General features: G+C 71.1%; 14 protein-coding genes and 1 pseudogene. 9 read left to right on the top strand and 6 right to left on the bottom strand.

Going from position 1 to position 15,628, the window contains the following annotated elements; genetic code table 11:
• Positions 1-1,335, top strand: a complete 1,335-nt coding sequence (locus ACFHVL_RS15430; RefSeq protein ID WP_416628542.1) for an ABC transporter substrate-binding protein — start codon at positions 1-3, stop codon at positions 1,333-1,335.
• Between the two features lie 97 nt (positions 1,336-1,432).
• Positions 1,433-3,454 carry a beta-galactosidase gene (locus ACFHVL_RS15425; RefSeq protein WP_416628541.1) on the top strand — a complete coding sequence of 674 codons (2,022 nt, stop codon included), beginning with the start codon at positions 1,433-1,435 and terminating at the stop codon, positions 3,452-3,454.
• Here the strand turns inward: ACFHVL_RS15425 and ACFHVL_RS15420 are convergent.
• Entirely contained in the window at positions 3,447-4,544 is a 1,098-nt protein-coding gene (locus ACFHVL_RS15420) for a LacI family DNA-binding transcriptional regulator (RefSeq protein ID WP_416628540.1), read from the bottom strand. The two genes, ACFHVL_RS15425 and ACFHVL_RS15420, sit on opposite strands and share 8 nt — an antisense overlap.
• A gap of 192 nt (positions 4,545-4,736) precedes the next feature.
• On the opposite strand from ACFHVL_RS15420, the gene ACFHVL_RS15415 reads away from it, so the two are divergent.
• Together ACFHVL_RS15415 and ACFHVL_RS15410 are read left to right on the top strand one after the other, a co-directional pair.
• The gene (locus ACFHVL_RS15415; RefSeq protein WP_416628618.1) at positions 4,737-5,486 is read left to right on the top strand and encodes an HAD family hydrolase; all 750 of its coding nucleotides are present in this window, start codon (positions 4,737-4,739) and stop codon (positions 5,484-5,486) included.
• Positions 5,487-5,859: 373 nt separating this feature from the next.
• The gene (locus ACFHVL_RS15410) at positions 5,860-6,063 is read left to right on the top strand and encodes an SPOR domain-containing protein (RefSeq protein ID WP_416628539.1); all 204 of its coding nucleotides are present in this window, start codon (positions 5,860-5,862) and stop codon (positions 6,061-6,063) included.
• On the opposite strand, the gene ACFHVL_RS15405 is transcribed toward ACFHVL_RS15410, so the two are convergent.
• The gene (locus tag ACFHVL_RS15405; protein WP_416628537.1) at positions 6,060-6,773 is read right to left on the bottom strand and encodes a hypothetical protein; all 714 of its coding nucleotides are present in this window, start codon (positions 6,771-6,773) and stop codon (positions 6,060-6,062) included. The two genes, ACFHVL_RS15410 and ACFHVL_RS15405, sit on opposite strands and share 4 nt — an antisense overlap.
• Between ACFHVL_RS15405 and ACFHVL_RS15400 the strand changes: the two genes are divergently transcribed.
• The 3 genes from ACFHVL_RS15400 (at position 6,760) to npdG (ending at position 9,209) form a co-directional block, all read left to right on the top strand.
• Positions 6,760-6,897 carry a hypothetical protein gene (locus ACFHVL_RS15400; RefSeq protein ID WP_416628536.1) on the top strand — a complete coding sequence of 46 codons (138 nt, stop codon included), beginning with the start codon at positions 6,760-6,762 and terminating at the stop codon, positions 6,895-6,897. The two genes, ACFHVL_RS15405 and ACFHVL_RS15400, sit on opposite strands and share 14 nt — an antisense overlap.
• A gap of 94 nt (positions 6,898-6,991) precedes the next feature.
• The gene (locus tag ACFHVL_RS15395) at positions 6,992-8,443 is read left to right on the top strand and encodes an RNB domain-containing ribonuclease (RefSeq protein ID WP_416628534.1); all 1,452 of its coding nucleotides are present in this window, start codon (positions 6,992-6,994) and stop codon (positions 8,441-8,443) included.
• 70 nt (positions 8,444-8,513) lie between these two features.
• Positions 8,514-9,209 (top strand): NADPH-dependent F420 reductase, encoded by a 696-nt coding sequence (gene npdG, locus ACFHVL_RS15390; protein ID WP_416628533.1) that lies wholly within the window; start codon positions 8,514-8,516, stop codon positions 9,207-9,209.
• A gap of 4 nt (positions 9,210-9,213) precedes the next feature.
• Here npdG and panB read toward each other — a convergent pair whose 3' ends face one another.
• Complete coding sequence (gene panB, locus ACFHVL_RS15385; protein WP_416628531.1) at positions 9,214-10,080, bottom strand: 3-methyl-2-oxobutanoate hydroxymethyltransferase; 867 nt, start codon at positions 10,078-10,080, stop codon at positions 9,214-9,216.
• A gap of 144 nt (positions 10,081-10,224) precedes the next feature.
• Positions 10,225-12,021 carry an NAD+ synthase gene (locus tag ACFHVL_RS15380; RefSeq protein WP_416628530.1) on the bottom strand — a complete coding sequence of 599 codons (1,797 nt, stop codon included), beginning with the start codon at positions 12,019-12,021 and terminating at the stop codon, positions 10,225-10,227.
• 371 nt (positions 12,022-12,392) lie between these two features.
• Between ACFHVL_RS15380 and glnA the strand changes: the two genes are divergently transcribed.
• Together glnA and ACFHVL_RS15370 are read left to right on the top strand one after the other, a co-directional pair.
• Positions 12,393-13,745, top strand: coding sequence for a type I glutamate--ammonia ligase (glnA, locus tag ACFHVL_RS15375; protein ID WP_416628529.1), 1,353 nt, complete (start codon positions 12,393-12,395; stop codon positions 13,743-13,745).
• Between the two features lie 76 nt (positions 13,746-13,821).
• Positions 13,822-14,247, top strand: coding sequence for a DUF350 domain-containing protein (locus tag ACFHVL_RS15370; protein WP_416628527.1), 426 nt, complete (start codon positions 13,822-13,824; stop codon positions 14,245-14,247).
• Positions 14,248-14,264: 17 nt separating this feature from the next.
• Here ACFHVL_RS15370 and ACFHVL_RS15365 read toward each other — a convergent pair.
• Positions 14,265-15,046, bottom strand: a pseudogene (locus ACFHVL_RS15365) (S66 peptidase family protein).
• Complete coding sequence (locus ACFHVL_RS15360; protein WP_416628526.1) at positions 15,043-15,549, bottom strand: hypothetical protein; 507 nt, start codon at positions 15,547-15,549, stop codon at positions 15,043-15,045. The pseudogene ACFHVL_RS15365 and the gene ACFHVL_RS15360 overlap by 4 nt, the downstream one beginning before the upstream one ends.
• Between the last annotated feature and the right edge of the window lie 79 nt (positions 15,550-15,628).

The raw sequence follows: 15,628 nt of genomic DNA, 5'->3' as shown, positions 1-15,628 counted from the left end.
ATGAAAGGCACCCCACTGCGGGCCGTCGCTGTCGCTGCGGCAGCCGCCCTCGCCCTGACCGGTTGTGGCTCCGGCGACGACTCCGACTCGGCGGCCGGCGGCGAGCAGGGTTCCGCCGCCGACGTGCAGGCCGCCCTAGACGCCGGCGGCGAACTGACCGTCTGGGCGTGGGAACCGACGCTGACCGAGGTCGTCACCGCCTTCGAGGCCGCCTACCCGAACGTCAAGGTGAACCTGGTCAACGCCGGCACCGGCAACGACCAGTACACCGCCCTGCAGAACGCCATCGCCGCCGGCGACGGTCTGCCAGACGTCGCACAGATCGAGTACTACGCGCTGCCGCAGTTCGCCCTCGCCGAGTCGGTCGCCGACCTGACCGGGTACGGCGCCGCCGACCTCGCCGACACCTTCACCCCCGGCCCGTGGTCGTCGGTGAACACCGGCGGCGGCATCCACGGCCTGCCGATGGACTCCGGCCCGATGGCGCTGTTCTACAACAAGGAGGTCTTCGACCGCCACGGCGTCGAGGTGCCGGCCACCTGGGACGAGTACGTCGAGGCCGCCCGCACGCTGCACGCGGCCGACCCGCAGGTGTACATCACCAACGACGTCGGTGACGCCGGCTTCACCACCAGCCTCATTTGGCAGTCCGGCGGCCAGCCGTTCCAGGTCGACGGCACCTCGGTGGCGATCGACTTCACCGACGACGGCTCGGCCCGCTTCGCCGACACCTGGCAGCAGCTGATCAGCGAGGACCTGCTGGCCCCGGTCAGCTCCTGGAGTGACCAGTGGTACCAGGGCCTGGCCAACGGCACCATCGCCAGCCTCGCCACCGGCGCCTGGATGCCGGCCAACCTGATGTCCGGGGTCGCCGACGGCACCGGCAAATGGCAGGTCGCCCCGCTGCCGCAGTGGGAGGCCGGCAGCAACGCCAGCGCGGAGAACGGCGGCAGTTCGCTGGCCATCCCGGCGAAGGCCGCCAACAAGGCGCTGGCGTACGGGTTCATGAGCTACGCCAACGCCGGTGACGGCGTCAAGATCCGGGTCGACGGCGGCGCCTTCCCGGCCACCACCGCCGAACTGCAGTCCCCGGAGTTCCTGGCCACCGAGTTCCCGTACTTCGCCGGGCAGCAGGCCAACCAGATCTTCGCCGAATCGGCCGGCAACGTCGTCGACGGCTGGTCCTACCTGCCGTTCCAGGTGTACGCCAACAGCGTGTTCAACGACACCGTCGGGCAGGCGTACGTGTCGGACACGCCGCTGGCCGACGCGCTGGCCTCATGGCGGGACACCTGCGCCACGTACGGCACCGACCAGGGTTTCACCGTCAGCTGACGACACACGACGACCCGGTTCCGCCGATGTCGGCGGAACCGGGCCGCCGGGTGTTCCACCCTTTGCCTGACACCCTGACACTCGAGGAGAAACAGAAGTGGCATTCGGCGTCGACTACCGCTGGTTGCGCTGGCCGGGCAACGCCGGTCCCCGGATCGGCTTCGGTGCCGACTACAACCCCGAGCAGTGGCCCCGGCAGGTCTGGGACGACGACGTGGCGGCGATGCGCGCCGCCGGGGTGAACATCGTCTCGCTGGCCATCTTCTCCTGGGCACGACTGCAGCCCGGCCCCGGCGAGTTCGACTTCGACTGGCTCGACGACATCATGGACCTGCTGCACCGCAACGGGATCGCCGTCGACCTGGCCACCGCGACCGCGTCACCGCCGCCGTGGCTGACCACCGCACACCCGGAGATCCTGCCGGTCGACCGGCACGGCGCGACCCTCTGGCCCGGCGGCCGGCAGCACTGGCGGCCCACCTCGCCGGTCTTCCGCGGGTACGCGTTGCGCCTGGTCCGGGCGATCGCGGACCGCTACCGCGACCACCCGGCGTTGACCGCCTGGCACGTCTCCAACGAACTCGGCTGCCACAACGTGTACGACTTCTCCGACGACGCCGCCGAGGCGTTCCGGGCCTGGCTGCGGGCCCGCTACGGCGACGTCGACATGCTCAACCATGCCTGGGGCACCGCGTTCTGGTCCCAGCGGTACACCGACTTCGCCCAGGTACTGCCGCCCAGGCAGGCCGCGTCGTACCCGAACCCGACCCAGCAGCTGGACTTCAAACGGTTCTCCTCCGACGCGCTGCGCGACTACCTGCGGGCCGAACGCGACATCCTGCGCGAGGCGACCCCGGATGTGCCGGTCACCACCAACTTCATGGTGATGGGGGAGAGCGCCGCGATGAACTACGCCGACTGGGCGGCCGAGGTGGACTTCGTCGCCAACGACCACTACGTGCACCCGGGCCCGCAGGCGCTCGACGAACTGTCGTTCTCCGCGAACCTGACCGGCAACCTGGCCGGCGGGCGCCCCTGGTTCCTGATGGAACACTCCACCAGCGCGGTCAACTGGCAGCCGATCAACCTGGCCAAGCGCGCCGGTGAACTGGCGCGCGACTCGTTGACCCACGTCGCGCACGGTGCTGACGCGGTGTGCTTCTTCCAGTGGCGCCAGTCCGCCGCCGGTGCGGAGAAGTACCACTCGGCGATGCTGCCGCACGCCGGCTCCGACAGCGACCTGTTCCGCTCCGTCGCCGCGCTCGGGGCGACGCTGACCGACCTGGCCGGTGTCGCCGGCACCGCGCGTACCCCGGCGCGGGCGGCGATCCTGTTCGACTGGGAGTCGTGGTGGGCCTGCGAGCAGGACTCCCACCCGACGTCGCGGCTACGCTACCGGCAGGAGGCGCTCGACTGGTACTCGGCGTTCCTCGCGCTCGGCATCCGGGTGGACGTGGTGCCGGTCGGCACCGACCTGGCCGGCTACGACCTGGTGGTCGCCCCGATCCTGCACCTGGTGCCGGCGGCGCTCGCCGACCGGCTGCGCGCCTACGTCGCCGGCGGCGGGCACCTGGTCGCCACCTACTTCTCCGGGATCGTCGACCAGCACGACCACATCTGGCTGGGCGGCTACCCGGGTGCGTTGCGGGACCTGCTCGGCATCCGGATCGAGGAGTTCGGCCCGCTGCCCGACGGGGAACGGGTGCTGCTGGACTCCGGTGCCACCGGTGAGCTGTGGACCGACCGGATCACGGTGACCGACCCGGACGTCACCGTGCTGGCCACCTACCGCGCCGGTGAGTACGCCGGCCGCCCGGCGATCACCCGCCGGACCGTCGGTGCCGGTTCGGCCGGGTACGTCTCGACCCGGCTCGGCCCGACCGGGCTGGTCGATGTGCTGGCGCGGTTCGCCGAGGCGGCCGGGGTGACCAGCGAACTACCTGAGCCGCTGCGCGGTCGGGTCGAGTTGGCCGTCCGTGACGAGCACTGGTTCCTGATCAACCGGACCGACGACGAGGTGTCGCTGGCCGAGGTGCCCGGCACGCCGCTGATCGGCTCGGCGCAGTCGTTGCCGGCCCGTGCGGTGACGGTCCGGGTCGTGCCCGCTGCGGCTACCTGACCGGCGGGGCGGTGCTGTCGCGTACCACCAGCCGGGTCGGCACCAGGGTGGTGCCGGTCTGTGCGGTGCCGGTGCGGACCTGCTGCAGCGCCGCTTCGACGCAGCGGCGGCCGACCTCGGCGAAGTCCTGGTGGACGGTGGTCAGCGGCGGGATGAAGGAGCCGGCCTCGGCGATGTCGTCGAAGCCGACGACGCTGATGTCGCGGGGCACCACCCTGCCCCGTTCGTGCATGGCCCGCAGCACCCCGAGCGCCATCTGGTCGTTGGCGACGAACACCGCGGTGCAGTCTGGCTCGTCGGCCAGGTCGAGGCCGATCCGATGGCCGGCCTCGGCCGACCAGTCGCCCCGGCGCAGCGGCGGCACCTCCCGACCGGCGTCGACCAACGCGGCCCGCCAGGCGGCGGAGCGCCGTTCGCCGGCGTAGGACTCCTGCGGCCCGGCGACGTGCCACACCGTACGGTGGCCCAGGTCGAGCAGGTGCCGTACGGCCTGCCGGGTGCCGTCGGCCTGGTTGGTGTCGACGACGCGGTATCGCTCGCCGGCGTCGGAGTCGACCACCACCACGTGCACGTCGGGTGGCAGCAGCACGGTGCTGGCGTCCAGCAGATGCACTTCCATGATCACGATGACGGCGTCGACCGCCAGTTCGCCCAGCCGGGTGAAGGCGCCGAGCACCCGGTCGTGGGTGGGGGCGGCGACCGGGATCAGCGTGATCACGTAGCCCTCGCGGGCCGCGTGGGTGGCGATCGCCTCGACGGTACGGCTGTTGCCGGTGGTGGACAGCGTGAAGGTGATGACGCCGATGGTGCGGAACTCGCCGTACTTCAGGGCGCGGGCGGCGCTGTTGGGCCGGTAGCCGAGCTCCCGCATCGCGGCGATCACCTGGTCGCGGGTGGTGGCGACGACACCGGGATGACCGGTGGAGACCCGGGACACCGTCTGTGCGGAGACGCCGGCCAACCTGGCCACGTCGGCCATCGAGACCCGGCGGCGGTGCGCCCGGGGGCGGTCGGACCCGGGCACCGCCGGCTCGGCCGCCTGCAGCGGCTCCGTCGCGTCTCGGGCCGGCTCGGGCCGGATCGGGCTCATCGGCGTCGGCTCCTTCCTGATGGTCCGGCCACGCGGTGGTGTCGATGGTCCGGCCAGGCGATGGTCTCGCCTGGGGCTGGCCGCGCCGGTAGCCGGAACGACACTATCAGCGCCAATCATGTTTACGTAAACATCCGCGATGGACTTCCACACTCGACCCGGACCGGCCGGGGCGGCGATGATGGCGGCATGCTGTTGTCCGCACCCCGCGCGTTGCTGCTCGACTTCGGCGGCGTCCTCGTCGACGCCCCCTCCCTGTCATCACAGCTGACCAGGCTGGTCGGCCGGCTACGGGACCTGACCGGCGGGGCGTTGCCCGCCGAACGGATCACCCGGGCGCTGACCGACGGACAGCGCGAGTACGCCGCCTGGCGTGACCGCGTCGGCGAGCAGCCTCGCCCCCGGGAGTACAGCCACCTGCAGGTCTGGCAGGAGTTCATCACCAGGGACTGGCCGGAGGCCGCCCGTGACGCGGTGCTGGCCGAGGCGACCTCGCTGAGTTACGAGTGGACCCGGCGACCGGACTGGGCGGTACGCCCCGGCGTCCCCGAGGCGCTGACCACAGCCGCCGACGCCGGACTGCCGTTGGCGATCGTCAGCAACACACTGTGCGGCGCCGCGCACCGTGACTTTCTCGCCGAGGTGGGTCTCGGTGACCGGTTCGCCGTGCAGATCTACAGCGACGAGGCCGGCGTGCGTAAACCCAATCCGGAGGTGGCCTGGCTGGCGGCCGAGGCGGTCGGGGTGCCGGTCGGTCAGTGCTGGTTCGTCGGTGACAGTCGGGCTCGGGACATCCCGTGTGCCCGACGGGCCGGTGCCGGTGCGGCCGTACTGATGGTCTCTGCGCGCACCGACCGGGAGCCGGGGCTACCGGACGGAACGCCGGACGCGACTGTCGACGACGGACACGGGCTGCGCCGGCTGCTCGAACGGTCGATGTAGTCGACGGCGGTCTCCACGGCCGGGAGGGTTCCGATCAGCGACCGACCGGTGTGCGCCGGTACGGGCGAGGGGACCGGGATCCCGCCGGCCACCTCGGTGGCCTACCGCTGTCCGGGCCGATGGCGTCGACCTCGACACGCGGCACTGCGGTGTGTCGTCTTCAAAGTTTGTTCCTGCTGCTCAACGGCGGTGTGGGCCGGTGATGGCGGGCCTTTACCGTGGTAAATCCATTGCGGGATAAGCCTTTTGCTTCGTGTGTCCTTCTGGATGAGAACTTTGACCTGCTACAACGGAACAACTCTATTGTGGAAGTCTTGCAATCTTTTTGGGCGAAACGGTGGCGCTTGGGTAATTTTCCGTGCACAGTGTTCTCATGAGCGACAGCGGACCTGATGGCGGGTACTTCTGGTGCCTTCGCCATCAGCGCGTGGAGTCCGGGGCGGACCTGTGTGCCGCCAAGTACCGGCTCGGTCCCTACAACTCGAAGGCCGAAGCTGAGCAGGCGCTGCAGCGGGTGTCGGAGCGCAACGAGGAGTGGAAAGCCGAGGACGCCCGCTGGACTGGGGAGGAGAGCTAGGCCGGTCCGGCCCGCACCTTGAGCTGGATCCCGGAGACTCCGCTGTCTCCGAAGGAGACAAATCCACGGAAAGTCCGCAAGGAGGAGAAAGACATGGTTGTTGGCACAAGCGCCACGACCCGCCCTGCCACCCGGCGGGCGTCGAGCACCGGCACTTCGTCGAGAGCGACATCCGCGCGGTCGACCGGCGCGGCTAAACGCACCTCGACCACGGCGGCGAAGAACACGGCCGCCGCGAAGAAGGCCAGCCCGGCCACGAAGAAGGCCAGCGTCGCGAAGAAGGCCAGCGCCGCGAAGAAGGCCAGCCCGGCCACGAAGAAGACGACCTCGGCGGCGAAGAACACGGCCGCCGCGAAGAAGTCGACCGCGACCAAGAAGTCGACCGTCGGGAAAAAGACCAGTTCGGCCCGCAAGACCACGACGGCGGCGGCGAAGAAGACCAGTCCGGCCCGCAAGACCACGACGGCCCGTAAGACCGCACCAGCGAAGAAGGCGACCGCCACGGCGCCGGCCACCAAACGGACCACCGCGAAGTCCACGACGAAGTCCACGACGGCCAGGAAGACCACCGCGACAAGCACAGCCGGCAAGCGGACGGCCGCCGCGAAGAACTCGGCGAAGTCCACCCCGGCGAAGGGCACCACCGGGCGGGCCGACAAGAAGATCGCATCGGCGGTGAAACGTACGGGCGGTCGGATGTTGAAGGCCACCTCACCGAAGAACACGACGCCCGCGCAGCGGGGCACCGGCAAGAAGGCGGCGGCCAGCAAGACGACCGCGAAGAAGACCACCAAGAAGGCGGGTACGCAGACCGCCCGCAAGGCCGGCCGCTGACCCGGCCCGGAAACCGACGCCGATCGGGGCGGCCGCCGGCGTACCGCCGAGGTGGGTTGGGCGGTCCCTGGCCGCAAGCTGCTAGGAATGGTCTGTGCCGGTCCCACGCCTGAAAGCGCCCCGTATCGACTTCGGCGCGCTGCGCCGCGACCTGGAACTGCCCACCCGGTTCCCGCCCGCGGCGCAGCGCGTGGCGGACGACGCCGTGTCCGGCGGCCCGCTGCCGGACACCGACCTCACCGACGTCCCGTTCGTGACTCTCGACCCGCCCGGGTCGCGTGACCTGGACCAGGCGATGTGCCTGACCCGCCGATCCGGCGGCGGCTACCAGGTGCGGTACGCCATCGCAGACGTGGCCCGGTTCGTCCCCGACGACGGCCCGCTGCACGCCGAGACGTGGCGCCGTGGTCAGACCATCTACCTGCCCGACGGCAACATCCCGCTGCACCCGCGTAGCCTGAGCGAAGGCGCGGCGAGCCTGCTGCCCGACGCCGTACGGCCCGCCGTCGTGTGGACTCTCGACCTGGCCGCCGACGGCGCGCTCACCGATACCCGACTGCAGCGCGCCCGTGTCCGCAGCCGCGCCCAACTCGACTATCCGACGGCGCACGCCGCGTTGACCGCCGGGCGGCTCGCCGAACTCGCCGAACCGATCGCGCTGCTGCCGGAGATCGGCGCGCTGCTGGCCGGCCGGGCAGCCGGTCGCGGTGCGGTCGCCCTGCCGCTGCCGGAACAGGACGTCGAGCCGCACGACGGCGGCTGGCGGCTGATCCTGCGTCCACAGCTGCCGATCGAGGAACACAACGCGCAGATCTCGCTGCTCACCGGGATGGCCGCCGCCGACATCATGCTCCGCACCGGCGTCGGCCTGCTGCGTACCATGCCGGCGCCGCAACCATCGGCGGTGGCCCGGCTGCGCTCGGCCGCGCACGCCCTCGGGATCTGGTGGCCGCCGGGCGCGGCCGTCGGCGACGTCACCGGCGGGGTCGACGCGGCGCAACCGCGCGGCGCGGCGTTCCTCGACCACGCCGCCGAACTGCTGCGCGGTGCCCGCTACACCGCCTTCTCCGGCGCGGCACCCGCCGAGTCCGGACACGGCGGCGTCGGCGCGCCGTACGCCCATGTCACCGCGCCGCTGCGGCGGTTGGCCGACCGGTACGCGACCGAGGTCTGCCTGGCGGCGGTGGCCGGGCACGCGGTGCCGGCATCGGTGGCTCAGGCGCTGCCCCGGCTGCCCGAGGTGATGGCCGGCACCGACCGGATCGCCTCGGCGGCGAGGCGATCCGCGATCGACCTGACCGAGGCGGTGCTGCTGCGTGACCGGGTCGGCGAGGAGTTCGACGTCGCCGTGCTCGACGCAGACCCGGGCACCGCGAAACGGGCGCCACGGGGCACCGTCGCGCTCGACGACCCGGCGGTGATCGCCCGGTGCTCCGGGGCACCGCCGGTCGGGGAACGGGTCCGGGTCCGACTGGTCACCGCCGACCCGGCGAGCCGCCGGGTGCTGTTCCGCTACCCGGCGACCGACCCGGGCCAGGAGCAGTAGTCGCTGGTGAATGTGGTGGTCCGCGTCACGGACCGGCCCGTACCGCCCGCGCGTAGGCGAGGATGAACCGATGGGATACGACGCCAGCACACTGCCCGACGTCACCGGCCTGACGGTCGGCATCATCGGTGGCACCGGCGACCAGGGGCGGGGCCTGGCGTACCGGTTCGCCCTCGCCGGCCAGCCGGTACGCATCGGCTCGCGCGACGGGACCCGCGCGGCCACCGCCGCCGCCGAGATCGCCGCCCTGCCCGGGGTACCCGCCGGCGGGATCAGCGGTGGTGCCAACGACGAGGTGGCCGCCGGCTCCGACGTGGTGATCGTCGCGGTGCCCTGGGAGGGGCACGAGGCGACCGTCGCCGCCCTGCGCGCCCCCCTCACCGGCAAGATCGTGGTCGACTGCGTCAACCCGATCGGCTTCGACAAGCAGGGCCCGTACGCGTTGCCGGTGGCGCAGGGCAGCGCCGCGCAGCAGGCCGCCGCGCTGCTACCCGAATCCCGGGTCTGCGCGGCGTTCAACCACGTCAGCGCGCCGTTGCTGGCCGACCCGGCGATCGAGCGGATCGACCTGGACGTGCTGATCTGCGCCGAGGACCGCGACGCCGCCACGGTGGTGGCCGCCCTGGCCGCCCGGATCTCCGGAATGCGCGGCATCTACGCCGGCCGGCTGCGCAACGCGCATCAGGTGGAGGCGTTCACCGCCAACCTGATCGCGATCAACCGGCGGTACAAGACGCACTCCGGGGTACGGGTCACCGAGGTGTGACGGCTCAGAAGGTGTGCTCGGTCGACGGGAACCGGCCGTCGCGGACGTCGTCGGCGTACCGGCGGGTCGCGTCGGCGAGCACCCCGGCCAGGTCGGCGTACGTCTTGACGAAACGCTGCATCGGGCCGGACCGCATCCCGGCCATGTCCTGCCAGACCAGCACCTGCGCGTCGGTCTCCGGTCCGGCGCCGATCCCGACGGTCGGCACCGGCAGGTCATGGGTGATCCGCTTGGCGACCACCCCCGGCACCATCTCCAGCACCACCGCGAACGCGCCCGCCTCGGTGACCGCGTGCGCGTCGGCGAGCACCTCGTCGGCGGCGTCGCCCCGGCCCTGCACCCGGTAGCCGCCGATGGTGTGCTCCCGCTGCGGAGTGAACCCGATGTGCGCCATCACCGGGATGCCGGCACCGGTCAGCGCGGCGATCTGGTCGGCGACCCGCCGGCCGCCCTCCAGCTTGACCGCGCCGCAGCCGCCTTCCTTCATGAACCGCACCGCGGTCCGCAGGGCCTGGGTCGGCCCTTCCTCGTACGAGCCGAACGGCAGGTCCGCGACGACCAGCGCGCCCCGGGTGGCCCGCACCACGGCCCGCACCAGCGGCAGCAACTCGTCGACGGTGATCGGCACGGTCGTCTCGTGTCCGAAGACGTTGTTCGCCGCCGAGTCGCCGACCAGCAGCACCGGGATCCCTGCCTGGTCGAAGATCGCGGCGGTGTACTGGTCGTACGAGGTGAGCATCGCCCACCGTTCGCCGCGTTCCTTGGCGGCGATCAGGTCGCGGGTGCGGACCCGGCGACTCACCGGTCCGCCGTACAACGCGACCGACTCGGCGGGCTGGGCGTGGTCGGCACCCGGCATCGACTGGGACATCGTCGTCTCCTCTCACCCTCGAGGCCGCGGTCGCGGTCCCCGGGGTACGTCACCGATGGTGCCATCGGCGGCACCGCCGCGGAGAGGCTTCAGTGCAGGAATTCACACCTCGCCCATGGCGGCTGCCGGGATCGCGCCGACCGGTCATCGGTCGCCGGGCTCGCGCCACCGGTTGGTGATCGGCAGCCGCCGGTCCCGACCGAACGCCTTGATGGAGATCTTGGTGCCGGGCGCGGACTGGCGCCGCTTGTACTCGGCGAGGTCGACCATTCGCAGCACCCGGTCGACGAGTTCGGGCTCGTGCCCGGCGGCGATCAGGTCGTCACGGCCGGCGTCGCCGTCGATGTATCCGGTGAGCACCTCGTCGAGGATCGCGTAGTCGGGCAGCGAGTCGGTGTCCAACTGTCCCGGGCGTAGCTCCGCGCTCGGCGGTTTGGCAATCGAGTTCTCCGGGATCGGTGGCTCCTCGCCGCGCCGGGCCGCGTCGGAGTTGCGCCACTCGGCGAGTCGCCAGGCCAACGACTTCCACACGTCCTTGATCGGGTTGAAACCGCCGACCGAGTCGCCGTACAGGGTGGAGTAACCGACCGCGAGTTCGCTCTTGTTGCCGGTGGTCAGCACCAGATGGCCCTCCTGGTTGGACAACGCCATCAGGATCACCCCACGCACCCGGGCCTGCAGATTCTCCACCGCCAACCCGGAGAGCGAGATGTTGGCCAGGAACGGGTCGACCATCGGCTGGATCGGTTCCACCCGGTAGTCCAACCCGGTCCGCTTGGCCAACTCGGCGGCGTCGGACCGGGAATGCTCGGAGGAGAACTGGCTGGGCAGGGAGACCCCGACGACCTGGTCGGCGCCGAGCGCGTCGACCGCGATCGCCGCGACGACCGACGAGTCGATGCCACCGGACAGACCCAGCACCACCGAGGAGAAGCCGTTCTTGCGTACGTAGTCGCGGAGCCCCAGCACCAGCGCGGACCAGATCTCCGCCTCGGTGCTCAGCGGCTCGGCGAGCCCGCCGGTGGCCAGCGCATCGGCCGGGGCGGCCGACGGCGAATCGCTCACCACCACCCGGTCGACGCCCATCTCGTCGGTGACGTCGGTGCCGGCGGTGGCCTGCGGGCCGGCCGTGACGTCCTGGACCGGCGAGTCGGCGGCGGGCAGCTCCAGGTCGTGCAGCAGCAGATGCTCGACGAACTGCGGCGCGCGGGCCAACAGCGTGCCGTCGGCGGCGACGATCATCGAGTCGCCGTCGAAGACCAGCTCGTCCTGGCCGCCGACCAGATTGACGTACGCCACGGTGGCGCCAGCCTCGGCGGCCCGGCGGCGGACCAGCGGCAGCCGGGCGTCGTCCTTGTCCAGCTCGTACGGCGACCCGTTGACCGTGACGACCAGGCCGACGCCGGCCCGGCGGGCGGCGGTGAACGGGCCGCCGGCCTGCCACATGTCCTCACAGATGGTCAACGCAACGTCCACCCCGCCGACCCGGACGACGGTCAGCGCGGTGCCCGGCACGAAGTAGCGGTCCTCGTCGAAGACGCCGTAGTTGGGCAGGTGGTGCTTGAAGTACGTGGCCACCACGGCACCGCCGTGCAGCACCGCCAGGGCGTTGCGCGGCCCGCGGCCCGGGTCGGCTTCGGAGCTGATCGCGGCCGGTCCGTCCGCGTCGAGGTAGCCGACCAGCACCGGCACCTCACCGAAACCGTCGGCGGCCAGCTCGGCGGCGAGCCGGCGTATCCCGGCGCGGGCGGCTACGACGAAGGACTCCCGGAACACCAGGTCCTCCACCGGATAGCCGGTCAGCATCATCTCCGGGAAGACGATCAGTTGGCCGCCGGCGTCCACCGCGGCGCGGGTGAAGTCACGAACCATCCGGGCGTTGCCCGGCAGGTCGCCAACGATGGGATTGACCTGGGCGAGAGCGATGCGCAGCGTTGGCATTGGCCTATCTTGCCCGAGCCGGGTCGCGACCAATCGCGGTACGCGACCGGAGTCACTTACGCGGTGGGGTCACAGCTCGGCCGGGTCACTGCTGACCAGCTGATCACCGTACGGCCAACTGCTGGTGCGACCCGGTCACGATGCATTATTGTCCCCTTTCATGCCGCTTGGTGCTAGCGCGCCGGAAGAGGGTGGGTTGCGCCCTGGCCCCGCGAGGTGGGTGACCGGAGCGGTCCCGTAACGTCGGTGTAACGAGGTCGGGAAAGACTGGGCAGCTCAGGTGGGAGCCGACAGCACCTGGTCCTGCGTTGGAGGGCACCAGCGCGGAGAATGGAACCGGTCCGGGCAGACCAGTGTCACGAGGGGTAGACGTGGACCGTCAGCAGGAGTTCGTGCTCCGCACCTTGGAGGAGCGCGACATCCGTTTCGTTCGGTTGTGGTTCACCGACGTGCTCGGCACGCTCAAGAGCGTCTCGGTCGCGCCGGCTGAGCTTGAGGCAGCATTCGAAGAAGGCATCGGCTTCGACGGATCGGCGATCGAGGGCTTCGCCCGGGTCTTCGAATCCGATATGGTGGCTATGCCCGATCCCACCACATTCCAGGTGTTTCCTTTCGAGGGCGGCGTCAGCGGGGAAAGCGCCCGGATGTTCTGCGACATCCTGCTCCCCGACGGCACCCCGTCCTGGGCCGACCCGCGGCACGTGCTGCGCCGCGCGCTGTCGCGCGCGGCGGAAAAAGGCTTCACCTTCTACACCCACCCCGAGATCGAGTTTTTCCTCCTGGAAAGCAGCCCCACCGACGGCTCCACCCCGGCGCCGGTCGACTCCGGCGGCTACTTCGATCACACCACCCACGCGGTGGCCCGCGACTTCCGCCGCCAGGCGGTCCTCGCCCTGGAACGTATCGGCATCTCGGTCGAGTTCAGCCACCACGAGGTGGCCCCCGGCCAGCAGGAGATCGACCTGCGCTACGCCGACGCGCTGACCACCGCCGACAACATCATGACCTTCCGGCACGTGGTCAAGGAGGTCGCCCTGTCGCACGGCGTCGCCGCGACCTTCATGCCCAAGCCCTTCACCGACCAGCCCGGCAGCGGCATGCACACCCACCTGTCGCTGTTCGAGGGCGAACGCAACGCCTTCCACGACGCCAGCGACCCGATGAAGATCTCCAAGGTCGCCAAGGCCTTCATCGCCGGGCTGCTGGTGCACGCCCGCGAGTACACCGCGGTGACCAACCAGTGGGTCAACTCCTACAAGCGGCTGTTCCCGCAGGCGCTGCCGGACCGGATCACCGAATCCCCGGCGTACGTGTGCTGGGGCCACCTCAACCGGTCCGCGCTGGTGCGGGTCCCCGCGTACGGCAAGCCGAACTCGGCCCGCGTCGAGGTCCGCTCGCTGGACTCGGCGACCAACCCGTACCTGGCCTTCGCGGTGATGCTCGGCGCCGGACTCAAGGGCATCGAGGAGGGCTACGAGCTACCGCCCGGTTCCGAGGACGACGTCTCGGCGTTGTCCTCCGCCGAACGCAAGGCGATGGGGTACGAATCGTTGCCGGAGAACCTCTCCGAGGCCATCGAGGTGATGGCGAGTTCGGAGCTGATCGCCGAGGTGCTCGGCGAGCACGTCTTCGACTTCTTCCTGCGCAACAAGCGCTCCGAATGGGAGCAGTACCGCCGCGAGGTCACCCCGTACGAACGTCGCCGCTACCTCGGCGCGCTCTGATCGGGCTGGCTCCGCCACGCTATCGTCCCTTCCGACGCTCGCCGCCCCCGCGGCGACCCGATCGGGAGGAACGTGCGTGCTGGAGGATCTGCTCACCGGAGCTTGGCAGAGCATCATCTTCGGAGCGGTCGGCGTCGCTCTGATGGCGGCCGGCTTCATGGTGGTCGACTGGCTCACCCCTGGAAAGCTGCGTGAGCTGATCTGGGTGCAGCGCAACGGCAACGCGGCGCTGCTACTCGCCGCCAACCAGCTCGGCGTCGCCGGCATCGTCTTCACCGCGATCCTGACGAGCTACCCGTCGTTCTCCAAAGGACTCGCCTCGACGATCCTCTTCGGAATTATCGGGCTCGGCATCATGGCGTTGGCCTTCGCGGTTCTCGACTGGTTGACCCCCGGCCGGCTCGGCGCGGTGATCTGCTCCGACGAGCCGCACCCCGCCGCCCGGGTCAGCGCCGCGTCGCACTTCGGTGCCGCCCTGATCGTCTGCGCCTGCATCTCCTGAGCCGGTGCGGCCGGCGGTCAGCGCACCGCCGGCCACACCGTCAGAGTGCCGGCCGCCGGGTCCAACGCGGCCGGCACACCCAGGCCGACGCTGCGTGGCGACCTGCCGTGCCCGAGCGGCAGCCCGCCCAGCACCGGTACGCCGAGGTCCCCCAGCCGGTCGGCGAGTACAGCGGCGACGTCCACCCCGTGCCAGTCGGCGCAGTCGGTGAACTGGCCGACTGCGACCCCGGCCAGGTGCTCCAGCACGCCGGCCCGGCGCAATTCGGTGAGCAGCCGGTCCACCCGGTACGGCGGCTCACCGATCTCCTCGATCAGCAGGATCGCTCCGGTCAGGTCCGGCAGGTCGGCGGTGCCCACCGAGGCCGCGAGCACGGTCAGGTTGCCGCCGAGCAGGGTGCCGTCGGCCCGTGTACGGTCGCCAACCAGGCACCTCGCCACAGCGCCAGGTGCAGCGCGGTGATGTCGGAGTAGCCGCACATCACCTTCGGATCCCGGCGTACTGCCGCCATGTCCAGCAGGTCCACCACCCGCTGGGTGCCGTAGCCGCCCCGGGCGCAGACAATGCCGCGTACCGCCGGGTCGGCGAACGCCTCGGCGAGATCGGTGGCCCGCTGCCGGTCGGTGCCGGCCAGGTAGCCGTGCCGGCCCAGTGCGTGCCGGCCCAACCGGGGCCGCAGCCCCCAGCCGGCCAGCACGGCCATGTCAGCGGCCGGGCGACGCGGCCGGCGCGAAGACGATCCTGGCACCGGAGCAACCCACGAGGGGCGCTCCGGCGCCAGGACCTTCCGGGGGGTCAGGTGCCGTCCGGCGACTGGGCAGCTTCCGGCTTGTCGTCCGCACCGCCCATCAGGCCGCCACGGCCCGGACCGCCGCCGCGTCCGGAGCCGGCGAGCACCCCTTCGTCGTACGCCTTGAGCACCGCGTCGGCCTCGGCCTGGGTGAGCTTTCCGTCGGCGACTGCGGCGTCGAGCCGCTTCTGCAGTGCCGCCTGCCGGCCAGCCGTCCCCTCCGGCCGCTCTCCGCGTTCAGGCCGGTCACCGGCCCTCTCCTCACGGATGTTCTCCAGGGCAGCGGTGACGTCGTCGGCGGAGACGCCGAGTTCCGCGGCCAGCGCCTCGGCCATTTCGGTCATCTTCGCCGCCTGACGCTCAGCGCCGGTCGATTCGTCGGCACTGGCGCTAGCGCTCGGTTCGGCGCCCTCCTGAGCGGAGGCGATGGTCGGCGCCGCGATCCCGACGGTGAGCACACCCGCCGCAGCCAGACCCGCGAGCGCCCGCCTTTTCGTGAGCCTTCTAGACAAGTCGAACCTCCGAATGTCGTCTCGATGTGGTGCGGTGACCTGACCGATGGTGCCCGGCCGCACTGAACGCAACCCCTGC

The organism is Micromonospora sp. LOL_023 (assembly GCF_048060115.1).
Classification (GTDB): Bacteria; Actinomycetota; Actinomycetes; order Mycobacteriales; family Micromonosporaceae; genus Micromonospora_E.
This window is presented reverse-complemented; position numbering and strand designations above follow the sequence as displayed.

Excerpts from the sequence above, each read along its gene's own strand:
- ACFHVL_RS15400 (WP_416628536.1), top strand. The coding sequence starts at position 6,760 with ATGTTGAAGGCCACCTCACCGAAGAACACGACGCCCGCGCAGCGGGGC.
- ACFHVL_RS15420 (WP_416628540.1), bottom strand. The coding sequence starts at position 4,544 with ATGAGCCCGATCCGGCCCGAGCCGGCCCGAGACGCGACGGAGCCGCTG.
- npdG (WP_416628533.1), top strand. The coding sequence starts at position 8,514 with ATGGGATACGACGCCAGCACACTGCCCGACGTCACCGGCCTGACGGTC.
- ACFHVL_RS15380 (WP_416628530.1), bottom strand. The coding sequence starts at position 12,021 with ATGCCAACGCTGCGCATCGCTCTCGCCCAGGTCAATCCCATCGTTGGC.
- ACFHVL_RS15410 (WP_416628539.1), top strand. The coding sequence starts at position 5,860 with ATGAGCGACAGCGGACCTGATGGCGGGTACTTCTGGTGCCTTCGCCAT.
- ACFHVL_RS15430 (WP_416628542.1), top strand. The coding sequence starts at position 1 with ATGAAAGGCACCCCACTGCGGGCCGTCGCTGTCGCTGCGGCAGCCGCC.
- panB (WP_416628531.1), bottom strand. The coding sequence starts at position 10,080 with ATGTCCCAGTCGATGCCGGGTGCCGACCACGCCCAGCCCGCCGAGTCG.